The 15,323-nt window shown below is 69.5% G+C and carries 1 protein-coding gene (only partly in view); it reads left to right on the top strand.

This entire window lies inside a single protein-coding gene on the top strand: locus tag OG332_RS07310, encoding a hypothetical protein (protein ID WP_327412677.1). The 78,117-nt coding sequence extends 23,706 nt beyond the window's left edge and 39,088 nt beyond its right edge, so the window shows coding positions 23,707-39,029 (codon 7,903, complete, through codon 13,010, partial); the first codon wholly inside the window starts at nucleotide 1. The start codon and the stop codon both lie outside this window.

Raw genomic sequence — 15,323 nt, 5'->3', positions numbered from 1 at the left:
GTTGTGTGGGCACCGAACGTCATCAGCGCCGAATTCGAAGCGGGCACCGCCGATGGGGTGGCATTGGCTCTGGTGCACCAATCGGGTGATCCGGAGCCGCGTTGGGTGCCGTTCACGGGGCGCGGGCCGGAGGCCATTGCCGCGGCGGCTCGGGAGGCGGATGCCGTCTTCGGTGGGCGGCCGGGGCGTTACGATGTGTTCTTCGGCTCGCAGCGGTGGCAGGAGCTGACCCGGCAGTACGAGGACGCCCTGGGCCGCGCGCTGGCCCGCAAACCGGCGCTGGTCGAGGACGCGCGTGTCCTCCTGCAGGGTTTGTATGAGAGCTACCTGGAGGAGACGGGGGACCCGGGCCGGGCCCTGCGGATGTTGATGCCCGCGGCGGACATGTCTGAGGGCCGCGAGGAGGAGTGGAGGGCGCACTTCCTCCAGCCGGGGTCCGGGGCCACGCTGGAGGAGTTCGTCAGTGCCCTGGCGGGAAGCCTGGGCGGGGTCACATCGGTCAAACCGAGAGACAAGAACAGTGCCCGATTCCACGAGCTGCGGGCCCGGGGATTCCTCGCCGTCGCGGACCCGGCCTTGCTGCGCACGATCGTGGACGGGCTGAAGAAGCGCCTCCGTCTCACCGACGTGCACATGCGGGTCCTGCGAGCCGTGCTGATGGCCGGCCTGCTCCCGGACAACCGCTATTCCCTCTACGACCTGTTCGAGGCGTCAGTAGACTCCAACACGGTCAGGGGCTTGGAGCTGTCGCTGCTGTACGGGGACGCGGTGAACCTGTATGAGCGGACCGAGCAGCTGCTCCGTCTCGACCTATTGCCGTGGAGCCCGGAGTATGTTGTTGATCTGCCTCACCGCAGCGCGTATCTCGAGTTGGCGGGGTCGCTCACCGGGGGCCGTGCCGGGGTGGAGGTTTCCGGGAGTGTCGCGCATCGGGCTTATGCGCTGGCGCTTCATGTGGTCAGTGGTCCTGATGGTGCGTTCCTGGCTGCTGGTGGTGGTCCTGCGGGGCAGGTGCGGGAGCTTGAGCGTGTGGTGGTGCGTGCGGCGGACGGTGGGGGCGGGTTCCCGTCGCTGCTGATGCGTGACGGGGCTTTCGCCGCTCTGGCGGGTGCGCATGGTGGTGTGGCGCCGGGGTCGCGTGCTGCTTCGCGTGCTGCTTTGGTGGAGCGGGCTGGTGAGCTGGCGCAGGCTGTGCTGGGGGAGGCCGCGGCGCACCGGGCGATGGCGTTGGAGGCGCTGGCCTCGTTGCCCCCCGCCGAGGCTGCCGGGGCGGCCGGGGGGCCGGTGTGGGTGGCGATGGCTGGTCCGGGCGAGCGGGTGGGGAGTCTGGTGGTCGCCGGGCTTCAGGCCGGCACGCGGGATCAGCGGCTGGCGATGCGGGAGGTTGCGGCACTGCCCGGTGGGCGGCGGATGCTGGTGGAGGTGGAGGTGGGGTCCTCGCCGTCGCTGCGGGACATCTCCCGCTACGCGCAGCAGCCCGAGACGTCCCCGCACTTGTTCGCCGGGCAGACCGTGCTGACGGTCAGTGACTGGCAGGAACGCCAGGACGAGGCCGGTCCCTACACCCATGTGAAGGCGGCCGAGGCCGGCCCGCAGGCTGAGCCCGAGGAAGCGGACTGGAACAGTGGTTCCGACATCGATGAGGAAGAGGGTCTGCCTGCGCAGGAGGACCTCGACGCTGTTTACGAAGTAGCGGTGGGGAAGGTTCTGACCGCCGACCCGCGTCTGGTCACCACCGCGCGCCAAGCACTCAACGGCCTGTTGACCTATCTCAACCAGCACACTGACGCGAGGGTGAAGCTCAGTGCGGTGTTCTTCCCGCCGGGCACGCGCAATACAGATCAGCTGCTGAAGAAGCTGCTCGATCCCAAGGGGGATGCCGACCCCAGGGTCGTCCACGCTGCTTTCTCCCTGGCGGCTTTCGAGCATCCCTCGTCGCCTCACACGTTGAGTGCGTTGTGGGCTTCGGATCCCGGGCTGAATCCGGGGGGCGTGCCGCTGGCGCCCGCCGGCAGAGAGCCGGCGGATGTCATGGCCTGGCTGCTGCGCGTCTACAAGGCCTTGGACGTGGTGGAGTCAAATCCGCTGGGATTCCGGGATTTCCTGATGGGTGTGATGCTCAGGGGCAAGCGGATGAGCATGGTGGAGGCGTTCGGGGCGGCGCAGCAGGTGGGTGTGCGGGATCCGGCGGAGCCCGATGTCCGTGAGGTGGACACGGTCGCCCTCCACAGCTGGGCCGACCACGCACTCAACCCGGAGAAGCGCGCGGCGAGTGTGCGGCTCCCGGCCGGTTTCGACAGGGGTGATCTGAGTCTGCCGCACCGTGTGCGGTATGCGTTGTCGACCGGGTGGCTCACTGAGCGCCTCACGGGTGGTCCCGTGCTGGCGGAGATCGCGGCGCTGACCGGTGTTCCGGGACCGGTTAGGCGCTACGCGCAGTTCGGTGGTCTGGGGGCCATGACGGCGGATTCACTTGGCCGGGTGGCTGCGCGGCGGGACGCTTTGCGGGCGTGGGCGTTGCGGCACGGGCACCCGTACATCCTGCGCAGCGTGCGCGTGGAGCATGTGCCTGCCCTGTATCTGGCGGCTGGTGTGGATGGGGTGTTGCTGCGGGGTGAGCTGGATGAGGGTGTGGCGGCGCTGTCTGCGTTGGTGCGGTCGGTGCTGGGTGAGGCGTTCGGGTCGGGGGATGTGCGTGCTGCGGTGCCGCTGATCCTGCGGCGGCGGGGGATCGAGTACCTCGTCGTCGATCTCGTCGAGCTGCTGTTGCGGGCGGAGACGGTTCCTGCCGCGGCGCCTGACCAGCGGGTGCTGCTGGCCGGGATAGCGGGCCGGGCGGCTGATGTGGTGCTGGGCGGGGGTGAGGGGCTGCTCGGTGAGCTGGTGCGGCACCGGGAGATGGCGGTGGAGGCGGTCGAGCTGCTGCCGGCCGTTCTGGGGCCGGTGTGGTGGGTGGGTTCCCAGGGTCAGAGCGTGTCCGGGGTTCCTGCTCTGCACCGGGCGGGCACGAGCCGGGATGCGGTGCTGCGGGAAGCGGCCGTTGCCGGTGCCGATGCCGGTGGTGTGGATGGTCTGGTGCTGTATGAGGTCCGGGACTCCACGGCGCGTGATGTGGCGGTGTTCGCACCGGATCCCGCTGCCCGGCCGGCGTTGTTCGCGCAGGCGACGGAGTTGCGGGAGGTGTCGCGTGGGGTGGTGTTCGACGCGGCTACCGGTCAGCGGTACACGCACGTGGTCCTTGCCGAGGTTCCCGCTCCGCTCCCGGTCCGCGAGTGGGACCGGGAGATCATCACCCATGCCACTACCCGCCCTGGCACCGACCGCGTCATCGCAGCCGACGCCATGTCACCATCACAGCAGCATGTGCTGCTCCACCGTACGGCCGAGGTCTTCTTCGACATACGGCAGTATGAGCTATTTGAAGGGTCAAACCGTCTCGCCGTTCCTTCTGTTCCGCTCCCGTGGAACGGATCGGGTGACGGCTTCGTCCTGAGTTCCCATGCGAATGGGATGTTCTTTACGCTCGGCTCCCGGCGTGGCCTTCGCAGGGTGACGGGCGGGGAAGCCGGCGATCTCCTGCGAGAGCTCCTCAAGCGCTACCGGCCCGGGGAGGAGGGGCTGCCTCTGGTCCTCTTCGCGTGCCGGCCGGGCCAGTCGCTTCCCGGGTTTGACGCGCTGGGCCAGACGGTGGCGGACGCCAATCCGCGCCACGTCGTGTGGGCACCGAACGTCGTCAGCAACGAATTCGAAGTGGGCACCGCCGGTGGAGTGGGATTGGGGCTGAGGCACCAATCGGGTGATCCGGAGCCGCGTTGGGTGCGGTTCACGGGGCGCGGGCCGGAGGCGATTGCCGCGGCGGCTCGGGAGGCGGATGCCGTCTTCGGTGGGCGGCCGGGGCGTTACGATGTGTTCTTCGGCTCGCAGCGGTGGCAGGAGCTGACCCGGCAGTACGAGGACGCCCTGGGCCGCGCGCTGGCCCGCAATCCGTTGCTGGTCGAGGGCGGGCGTTTCCTCCTGATGGGGCTGTATGGGAGCTATCTGGAGGAGACGGGGGACCCGGGCCGGGCCCTGCGGATGTTGATGCCCGCGGCGGACATGTCTGAGGGCCGCGAGGAGGAGTGGAGGGCGCACTTCCTCCAGCCGGGGTCCGGGGCCACGCTGGAGGAGATCGTCAGTGCCCTGGCGGGAAGCCTGGGCGGGGTCACATCGGTCAAACCGAGAGACAAGAACACTCCCCGATTCCACGAGCTGCGGACCCGGGGATTCCTCGCCGTCGCGGATCCGGCCTTGCCGATCGCGATCGTGAACGGGATGAAGAAGCGCCTCGTTCTCACCGACGGGGACGTGCGGATCCTGCGAGCGGTGCTGATGGCGGGCCTGCTCCCGGACAACCGCTATTCCCTCCTCGACCTGTTCGAGGCGTCAGCAGACTCCGGCACGGCCCAGGGCTTGGAGCTGTCGCTGCTGTACGGGGACGCGGTGAACCTGTACGAGCGGACGGAGGCGCTCCTCGGTCCCAACGGGTTGCCGTGGAGCCCGGAGTATCCGTTCGTTGATCTGCCTCACCGCACCGCGTATCTCGAGCTGGCGGGTTCGCTTACCGGGGGCCGTGCCGGGGTGGAGGTTTCCGGGAGTGTCGCGCATCGGGCTCAGGCGTTGGCGCTTCATGTGGTCAGTGGTCCTGATGGTCCCCTTCTGGCCGCTGACGGCGGCCTCGCCGGGCAGGTGCGGGAGCTTGAGCGTGTGGTGGTGCGTGCGGCGGACGGTGGGGGCGGGTTCCCGTCGCTGCTGATGCGTGACGGGGCTTTCGCCGCTCTGGCGGGTGCGCATGGTGGTGTGGCGCCGGGGTCGCGTGCTGCTTCGCGTGCTGCTTTGGTGGAGCGGGCTGGTGAGCTGGCGCAGGTCGTGCTGGGGGAGGCTGCGGCGCACCGGGCGATGGCGTTGGAGGCGCTGGCCGCGTTGCCTCCCGCCGATGGTGCTGCGGGGTCGGTGTGGGTGGCGATGGCCGGTCCGGCCGGGCCGGTGGGGAGTCTGGTGGTCGCCGGGCTTCAGGCCGGCACGCGGGATCAGCAGCAGGCGATGCGGGAGGTTGCGGCACTGCCCGGTGGGCGGCGGATGCTGGTGGAGGTGGAGGTGGGGTCCTCGCCGTCGCTGCGGGACATCTCCCGCTACGCGCAGCGGCCCGAGACGTCCCCGCACCTGTTCGCGGGGCAGACCGTGCTGACGGTCAGTGACTGGCAGGAACGCCAGGACGAGAGTGGTCCCTACACCCATGTGAAGGCGACCGGGGCCGGCCCGCAGGCTGAGCCCGAGGAGGCGGACTGGAACAGTGGTTCCGACCTTGATGAGGAAGAGGGTCTGCCTGCGCAGGAGGACCTCGACGCTGTTTATGAAGTAGCGGTGGGGAAGGTTCTGGTCGCCGATCCGCGTCTGGTCGAGACGGCGCGCTGGGCGCTCAAGGCCCTGTTCGTCTACATCACCTTGCGTACTGACGCGATGGTTGACGTCAGTGCGGTGTTCTTCCCGTCGGGCACGCGCAATACGGATGAGCTGCTGAACAGTCTGCTCGATCCCAAGGGCGATGCCGACCCCGGGCTTCTCTTCACTGCCTTCTCCTGGGCGGCTTTCCAGCATCGCTCGTCGCCTCACACGGTGAGTGCGTTGTGGGCGTCGGATCCCGGGCTGAATCCGGAGGGCGTGCCGCTGGCGCCCGCAGGCAGAGAGCCGGCGGATGTCATGGCGTGGCTGTTGCGCGTCTACAAGGCCTTGGAAATGGAGGATCCCGATCCGCTGGCATTCCGGGATTTCCTGATGGGCGTGATGCTCAGGGACAAGCGGATGAGCATGGTGGAGGCGTTCGGGGCGGCGCAGCAGGCGGGTGTGCGGGATCCGGCGGAGCCCGATGTCCGTGAGGCGGACACGGTCGCCCTCCACAGCTGGGCCGACCACGCATTCGACCCGGAGAAGCGCGCGGCGCGTCTGCGGCTCCCGGCCGGTTTCAACAAGGGGGACCTGAGTTTGCCGCACCGTGTGCGGTACGCGTTGTCGACCGGGTGGCTCACTGAGCGCCTCACGGGCGGTCCCGTCCTGGCGGAGATCGCGGCGCTGACCCGTGTTCTGGGACCGGTCGGGCGCTACGCGCAGTTCGGTGATCCGACGGCCATGACGACGGATTCACTCGGCCGGGTGGCTGCGCGGCGGGATGCTTTGCGGGCGTGGGTGTTGCGGCACGGGCACCCGTTCATCCTGCGCAACGTGCGCGTGGAGCATGTGCCTGCCCTGTATCTGGCGGCTGGTGTGGATGGGGTGTTGCTGCGGGGTGAGCTGGATGAGGGTGTGGCGGCGCTGTATCCGTTGGTGCGGTCGGTGCTGGGTGAGGCGTTCGGGTCGGGGGATGTGCGTGCTGGGGTGCCGCTGATCCTGCGGCGGCGGGGGATCGAGTACCTCGTCGTCGATCTCGTCGAGCTGCTGTTGCGGGCGGAGGCGGTTCCTGCCGTCGCGCCTGACCGGCGGGTGCTGCTGGCCGGGATAGCGGGCCGGGCGGCTGATGTGGTGCTGGGCAGGGGTGAGGGGCTGCTCGGTGAGCTGGTGCGGCACCGGGAGATGGCGGTGGAGGCGGTCGAGCTGCTGCCGGCGGTTCTGGGGCCGGTGTGGTGGGTGGGTTCCGGGGGTCAGACGGTGTCCGGGGTTCCTGCTCTGCACCGGGCGGGCACGAGCCGGGATGCGGTGCTGCGGGAAGCGGCCGATGCCGGTGCCGGTGCCGTTGCTGGTGGTGTGGATGGTCTGGTGCTGTATGAGGTCCGGGATTCCACGGCGCGTGATGTGGCGGTGTTCGCGCCGGATCCCGGTGCCCGGCCGGCGTTGTTCGCGCGGGCGACGGAGTTGCGGGAGGTGTCGCGTGGGGTGGTGTTCGACGCGGCTACGGGTCAGCGGTACACGCATGTGGTCCTTGCCGAGGTTCCCGCTCCGCTCCCGGTCCGCGAGTGGGACCGGGAGATCATCACCCGTGCCGCTACCCGCCCTGGCACCGACCAGGTCGTCGGAGCCAACGCCATGCCGCTATCACAGCAGCATGCGCTGTACAACCGTACGGCCGAGATCTTCTTCGACATACGCCACTACGATGGAATTGACGGCTCAAAACGGGTCGTCGCCCCCTCTATCCCGGTCCCGTGGAACGGATCGGGTGACGGCTTCGTCCTGAGTTCCCATACGCTGGAGGCGATGTTCTTTCCGCTCGGCTCCCGGCGTGGCTTTCGCAGCGCGACGGGCGGGGAGGTCGGCGATCACCTGCGAGAGCTCCTCAAGCGCTACCGGCCGGGAGAGAAGGGGCTCGCCCTGGTCCTCTTCGCGTGTCGGCCGGGCCAGTGGCTTCCTGGGTTTGACGCGCTGGGCCAGACGGTGGCGGACGCCAATCCGCGCCAGGTCGTGTGGGCACCGAACGTCGTCAGCAACGAATTCGAAGTGGGCACCGCCGGTGGAGTGGGATTGGGGCTGAAGCACCAATCGGGTGATCCGGAGCCGCGTTGGGTGCGGTTCACGGGGCGCGGGCCGGAGGCGATTGCCGCGGCGGCCCGGGCGGCGGATGCCGTCTTCGGTGGGCGGCCGGGGCGTTACGATGTGTTCTTCGGCTCGCAGCGGTGGCAGGAGCTGACCCGGCAGTACGAGGACGCCCTGGGCCGCGCGCTGGCCCGCACCCCGGCGCTGGTCGAGGGCGGGCGTTCCCTCCTTCAGAAGCTGTATGAGAGCTATCTGGAGGAGACGGGGGACCCGGGCCGGGCCCTGCGGATGCTGCTGCCCCAGGCAGACATGTCCGTGCGCGGCGAGGGAGTGTGGAGGGCGCACTACCTCCAGCCGGGGGCCGAGGCCACGCTGCTGCAGGTCGTCATGGTCCTGGCCGGAAGCCTGGACGGTGTCACACCGGCCACATTGAGAGACAAGAACAGTCCCCGATTCCATGAGCTGGGGACCCGGGGATTCCTCGCCGTCGCGGATCCGGCCTTGCCGATCGCGATCGTGAACGGGCTGAAGAAGCGCCTCGTTCTCACCGACCGGGACGTGTGGATCCTGCGAGCGGTGCTGATGGCCGGCCTACTCCCGGACAACCGCTATTCCCTCTACGACCTGTTCGAGGCGTCAGTAGACTCGGCCAGGGGCCTGGAGCTGTCACTGCTGTACGGGGACGCGGTGAACCTGTATGAGCGGACCGAGCAGTTCGTTCGCCCCAACGGGTTGCCGTGGACCCCGGAGCATCCGTTCGTTGATCTGCCTCACCGCACCGCGTATCTCGAGCTGGCGGGTTCGCTTACCGGGGGCCGTGCCGGGGTGGAGGTTTCCGGGAGTGTCGCGCATCGGGCTCATGTGCTGGCGCTTCATGTGGTCAGTGGTCCTGATGGTGCGTTCCTGGCTGCTGGTGGTGGTCCTGCGGGGCAGGTGCGGGAGCTTGTGCGTTCGGTGGTGCGTGCGGCGGACGGTGGGGGCGGGTTCCCGTCGCTGCTGATGCGTGACGGGGCTTTCGCCGCTCTGGCGGGTGCGCATGGTGGTGTGGCGCCGGGGTCGCGTGCTGCTTCGCGTGCTGCTTTGGTGGAGCGGGCTGGTGAGCTGGCGCAGGTCGTGCTGGGGGAGGCCGCGGCGCACCGGGCGATGGCGTTGGAGGCGCTGGCCGCGTTGCCTCCCGCCGATGGTGCTGCGGGGTCGGTGTGGGTGGCGATGGCCGGTCCGGCCGGGCCGGTGGGGAGTCTGGTGGTCGCCGGGCTCCAGGCCGGCACGCGGGATCAGCGGCAGGCGATGCGGGAGGTTGCGGCACTGCCCGGTGGGCGGCGGATGCTGGTGGAGGTGGAGGTGGGGTCCTCGCCGTCGCTGCGGGACATCTCCCGCTACGCGCAGCAGCCCGAGACGTCCCCGCACTTGTTCGCCGGGCAGACCGTGCTGACGGTCAGCGACTGGCAGGAACGCCAGGACGAGGCCGGTCCCTACACCCACGTGAAGGCGACTGAGGCCGGCCCGCAGGCTGAGCCCGACGAGGCGGACTGGAACAGTGGTTCCGACCTTGACGAGGAAGAGGGGCTGCCTTCGCAGGAGGACCTCGACGCTGTTTACGAGGCCGCGGTGGGGAAGGTTCTGATCGCCGACCCGCGTCTGGCCGGCACGGCGCGCCAGGCGCTCAAGGCCCTGTTCACCTACATCACCTCGCGTACTGACGCGACGGTTGAGGTCAGTGCGGTGTTCTTCCCGCCGGACACGCCCAACACAGATGATCTGCTGAAGAAGCTGATGGATCCCGAGGGCGATGCCGACCCCAGGGCCGTCTTCGTTGCTTTCGCCATGGCGGCTTACGCGCATCCCTCGTCGCTGAGTGCGTTGTGGGCTGCGGATCCCGGGTTGAATCCGGGGGGCGTGCCGCTGGCGCCTGCCAGTAGAGAGCCGGCGGATGTCATGGCGTGGCTGTTGCGCGTCTACAAGGCCTTGGAAGTGGAGGAGTCAAATCCGCTGGGATTCCGGGATTTCCTGATGGGCGTGATGCTCGGGGACAAGCGGATGAGCATGGTGGAGGCGTTCGGGGCGGCGCAGCAGGCGGGTGTGCGGGCTCCGGCGGAGCCCGATGTCCGTGAGGCGGACACGGTCGCCCTCCACAGCTGGGCCGACCACGCATTCGACCCGGAGGGGCGCTCGGCGCGTCTGCGGCTCCCGGCCGGTTTCAACAAGGGTGACCTGAGTCTGCCGCACCGTGTGCGGTACGCGTTGTCGACCGGGTGGCTCACTCCGCAGCTCACGGGCGGTCCCGTGCTGGCGGAGATCGCGGAGCTGACCGCTGTTCCGGGACCGGTCGGGCGCTACGCGCAGTTCGGTGATCCGACGGCTACGACGCCTGTGCGGCGGGATGCGTTGCGGGCGTGGGCGTTGCGGCACGGGCACCCGTACATCCTGCGCAGCGTGCGCGTGGAGCATGTGCCTGCCCTGTATCTGGCGGCTGGTGTGGATGGGGTGTTGCTGCGGGGTGAGCTGGATGAGGGTGTGGCGGCGCTGTATCCGCTGGTGCGGTCGGTGCTGGGTGAGGCGTTCGGGTCGGGGGATGTGCGTGCTGGGGTGCCGCTGATCCTGCGGCGGCGTGGCATCGAGGAGCTGCTGTCGCGGGCGGAGGCGGTTCCTGCCGTCGCGCCTGACCGGCGGGTGCTGCTGGCGGGGCTGGCGGGCGGGGCGGCTGATGTGGTGCTGGGCGGGGGTGAGGGGCTGCTCGGTGAGCTGGTGCGGCACCGGGAGATGGCGGTGGAGGCGGTCGAGCTGCTGCCGGCCGTTCTGGGGCCGGTGTGGTGGGTGGGTTCCGGGGGTCAGAGCGTGTCCGGGGTTCCTGCTCTGCACCGGGCGGGCACGAGCCGGGATGCGGTGCTGCGGGAAGCGGCCGTTGCCGGTGCCGTTGCCGTTGCTGGTGGTGTGGATGGTCTGGTGCTGTATGAGGTCCGGGATTCCACGGCGCGTGATGTGGCGGTGTTCGCACCGGATCCCGCTGCCCGGCCGGCGTTGTTCGCGCAGGCGACGGAGTTGCGGGAGGTGTCGCGTGGGGTGGTGTTCGACGCGGCTACCGGTCAGCGGTACACGCATGTGGTCCTTGCCGAGGTTCCCGCTCCGCTCCCGGTCCGCGAGTGGGACCGGGAGATCATCACCCATGCCACTGCCCGCCCTGGCACCGACCGCGTCATCGGAGCCGACGCCACGTCGCCGTCACAGCGGCATGTGCTGCTCCACCGTACGGTCGAGGTCTTCTTCGACATACGCCACTACGATAGAAATGACGGCTCAAACCGGGTCGTCACCCCCTCTATTCCACTCCCGTGGAACGGATCGGGTGACGGCTTCGCCTTCAGTTCCCATACGTCGCAGGCGATGTTCTTTGCGCTCGGCTCCCGGCGTGGCCTTCGCAGGGTGACGGGCGGGGAGGTCGGCGATCACCTGGGAGAGCTCCTCAGACGCTACCGGCCGGGAGAGCAGGGGCTCGCCCTGGTCCTCTTCGCGTGCCGGCCGGGCGAGTCGCTCCCCGGGTTTGACGCGCTGGGCCAGACGGTGGCGGACGCGAATCCGCGCCACGTTGTGTGGGCACCGAACGTCGTCAGCAGCACATTCGGTGTGGGCGCCGCTGGAGTGGGAGTGGGCCTGAAGCACCAATCGGGTGATCCGGAGCCGCGTTGGGTGCGGTTCACGGGGCGCGGGCCGGAGGCGATTGCCGCGGCGGCTCGGGAGGCGGATGCCGTCTTCGGTGGGCGGCCGGGGCGTTACGATGTGTTCTTCGGCTCGCAGCGGTGGGAGGAGCTGACCCGGCAGTACGAGGACGCCCTGGGCCGGGCGCTGGCCCGCAATCCGTTGCTGGTCGAGGGCGGGCGTGTCCTCCTGCAGGGTTTGTATGGGAGCTATCTGGAGGAGACGGGGGACCCGGGCCGGGCCCTGCGGATGTTGATGCCCGCGGCGGACATGTCTGAGGGCCGCGAGGAGGAGTGGAGGGCGCACTACCTCCAGCCGGGGTCCGGGGCCACGCTGGAGGAGATTGTCAGTGCCCTGGCCGGAAGCCTCGGTGGGGGCACATCGGCCAAACCGAGAGACAAGGAAACTCCCCGATTCCACGAGCTGCGGGCCCGGGGGTTCCTCGCCGTCGGGGACCCGGCCTTGGCGATCGCGATCGTGAATGGGCTGAAGAAGCGCCTCGTTCTCACCGACCTGCACATGCGGATCCTGCAAGACGTGCTGATGGCAGGCCTGCTCCCGGACAACCGCTATTCCCTCTACGACCTGTTCGAGGCGTCAGTAAGCTCCCAAACGGCCAGGGGCTTGGAGCTGTCGCTGCAGTACGGGGACGCGGTGAACCTGTATGAGCGGACCAAGCAGCTCCTCCGCCTCGACCGGTGGCCGTGGAGCCTGGAGCATCCGTTCGTTGATCTGCCTCACCGCACCGCGTATCTCGAGCTGGCCGGGTCGCTTACCGGGGGCCGTGCTCGGGTGAAGGTTTCCGGGGGTCTTCAGCATCGGTCTCATGCGTTGGCGCTTTATGTGGTCAGTGGTCCTGATGGTCCCCTTCTGGCCGCTGACGGTGGCCCTGCTGATCAGGTGCGGGAGCTTGTGCGTTCGGTGGTGCGTGCGGCGGACGGTGGGGGCGGGTTCCCGTCGCTGCTGATGCGTGACGGGGCTTTCGCCGCTCTGGCGGGTGCGCATGGTCGTACGGCGCCGGGGTCGCGTGCTGCTTCGCGGGCTGCTTTGGTCGAGCGGGCCGGCGAGCTGGCGCAGGCCGTGCTGGGGGAGGCCGCGGCGCACCGGGCGATGGCTTTGGAGGCGCTGGCCTCGTTGCCTCCCACCGCGGCCGCCGCGGCCGCCGCGGGGTCGGTGTGGGTGGCGATGGCCGGTCCGGGCGAGCGGGTGGGGAGTCTGGTGGTCGCCGGGCTTCAGGCCGGCACGCGGGATCAGCGGCTGGCGATGCGGGAGGTTGCGGCACTGCCCGGTGGGCGGCGGATGCTGGTGGAGGTGGAGGCGGAGTCCTCGCTGTCGCTGCGGGACATCTCCCGCTACGCGCAGCGGCCCAAGACGTCCCCGCACTTGTTCGCCGGGCAGACCGTGCTGACGGTCAGCGACTGGCAGGAACGCCAGGACGAGGCCGGTCCCTACACCCATGTGAAGGCGACTGAGGCCGGCCCGCAGGCTGAGCCCGAGGAAGCGGACTGGAACAGTGGTTCCGACATCGATGAGGAAGAGGGTCTGCCTGCGCAGGAGGACCTCGACGCTGTTTATGAAGTAGCGGTGGGGAAGGTTCTGACCGCCGACCCGCGTCTGGCCGGCACGGCGCGCCAGGCGCTCAAGGCCCTGTTCACCTACATCACCTCGCGTACTGACGCGACGGTTGAGGTCAGTGCGGTGTTCTTCCCGCCGGGCACGCGCAATACAGATGAGCTGCTGAAGAAGCTGCTCGATCCCGAGGGCGATGCCGACCCCAGGGTCGTCCGCGCTGCTTTCGCCGTGGCGGCTTACGGGCATCCCTCGTCGCCTCACACGCTGAGTGCGTTGTGGGCTGCGGATCCCGGGCTGAATCCGGGGGGCGTGCCGCTGGCGCCCGCCAGCAGAGAGCCGGCGGCTGCCATGGCGTGGCTGTTGCGTGTCTACAAGGCCTTGGAAATGGAGGAGCCCGATCCGCTGGCATTCCGGGATTTCCTGATGGGCGGGATGCTCAGGGACAAGCGGATGAGCATGGTGGAGGCGTTCGGGGCGGCGCAGCAGGTGGGTGTGCGGGATCCGGCGGAGCCCGATGTCCGTGAGGCGGACACGGTCGCCCTCCACAGCTGGGCCGACCACGCATTCGACCCGGAGGAGCGCGCGGCGAGTGTGCGGCTCCCGGCCGGTTTCGACAAGGGTGATCTGAGTTTGCCGCACCGTGTGCGGTACGCGTTGTCGACCGGGTGGCTCACTGCGCGCCTCACGGGCGGTCCCGTGCTGGCGGAGATCGCGGCGCTGACCCGTGTTCTGGGACCGGTCGGGCGCTACGCGCAGTTCGGTGCCCTGGCGGCTACGACGGCGGATGCGGTCGGCCGGGTGGCTGTGCGGCGGGATGCTCTGCGGGCGTGGGTGTTGCGGCACGGGCACCCGTACATCCTGAGCAATGTGCGCGTGGAGCATGTGCCTGCTTTGTATCTGGCGGCTGGTGTGGATGGGGTGTTGCTGCGGGCTGGACTGGATGAGGGTGTGGCGGCGCTGTCTGCGTTGGTGCGGTCGGTGCTGGGTGAGGCGTTCGGGTCGGGGGATGTGCGTGCTGGGGTGCCGCTGATCCTGCGGCGGCGGGGGATTGAGGAGCTGCTGTCGCGGGCGGAGGCGGTTCCTGCCGTCGGGCTGGACCGGGGGGTGGTGCTGGCCGGGCTGGCGGGCCGGGCGGCTGATGTGGTGCTGGGCGGGGGTGAGGGGCTGCTCGGTGAGCTGGTGCGGCACCGGGAGATGGCGGTGGAGGCGGTCGAGCTGCTGCCGGCGGTTCTGGGGCCGGTGTGGTGGGTGGGTTCCCAGGGTCAGAGCGTGTCCGGGGTTCCTGCTCTGCACCGGGCGGGCACGAGCCGGGATGCGGTGCTGCGGGAAGCGGCCGTTGCCGGTGCCGGTGCCGTTGCCGGTGCCGTTGCTGGTGGTGTGGATGGTCTGGTGCTGTATGAGGTCCGGGATTCCACGGCGCGTGATGTGGCGGTGTTCGCGCCGGATCCCGGTGCCCGGCCGGCGTTGTTCGCGCAGGCGACGGAGTTGCGGGAGGTGTCGCGTGGGGTGGTGTTCGACGCGGCTACCGGTCAGCGGTACACGCATGTGGTCCTTGCCGAGGTTCCCGCTCCGCTCCCGGTCCGCGAGTGGGACCGGGAGATCATCACCCGCGCCGCTACCCGCCCTGGCACCGACCGCGTCATCGGCGCCGACGCCATGTCACCGTCACAGCAGCATGTGCGGTTCCACCGCACGGCCGAGGTCTTCTTCGACATACGGCAGTATGAGCTATTTGAAGGGTCAAACCGTCTCGCCGTTCCTTCTGTTCCGCTCCCGTGGAACGAAGCGGGTGACGGCTTCGTCCTCATTTCCCATGCGACCGCTGGGATGTATTTTGCGCTCGGCTCCCGGCGTGGCCTTCGCAGCGCGACGGGCGGGGAGGTCGGCCATTACCTGCGAGAGCTCCTCAAGCGTTACCGGACCGGGGAGGAGGGGCTGCCTCTGGTCCTCTTGGCGTGCCGGCCGGGCGAGTGGCTTCCCGGGTTTGACGCGCTGGGCCAGACGGTGGCGGACGCGAATCCGCGCCACGTTGTGTGGGCATCGAACGTCGTCAGCAGCACATTCGGTGTGGGCGCCGCTGGAGTGGGAGTGGGCCTGAAGCACGAATCGGGTGATCCGGAGCCGCGTTGGGTGCGGTTCACGGGGCGCGGGCCGGAGGCCATTGCCGTGGCGGGGCGGGCGGTGGATGCCGTCTTCGGTGGGCGGCCGGGGCGTTACGACGTGTTCTTCGGCTCGCAGCGGTGGCAGGAGCTGACCCGGCAGTACGAGGACGCCCTGGGCCGGGCGCTGGCCCGCACCCCGTCGGTGGTCGAGGGCGGGCGTGTCCTCCTGAAGAGTTTGTACGAGAGCTACCTGGAGGAGACGGGGGACCCGGGCCGGGCCCTGCGGATGTTGCTGCCCGCGGCGGACATGTCTGAGGGCCGCGAGGAGGAGTGGAGGGCGCACTTCCTCCAGCCGGGGTCCGGGGCCACGCTGGAGGAGTTCGTCAGTGCCCTGGCGGGAAGCCTGGGCGGGGTCACATCGGTCAAACCGAGAGACAAGAACAGTGCCCGATTCCA

The organism is Streptomyces sp. NBC_01233 (assembly GCF_035989305.1).
Lineage (GTDB): Bacteria > Actinomycetota > Actinomycetes > Streptomycetales > Streptomycetaceae > Streptomyces.
This window is presented reverse-complemented; position numbering and strand designations above follow the sequence as displayed.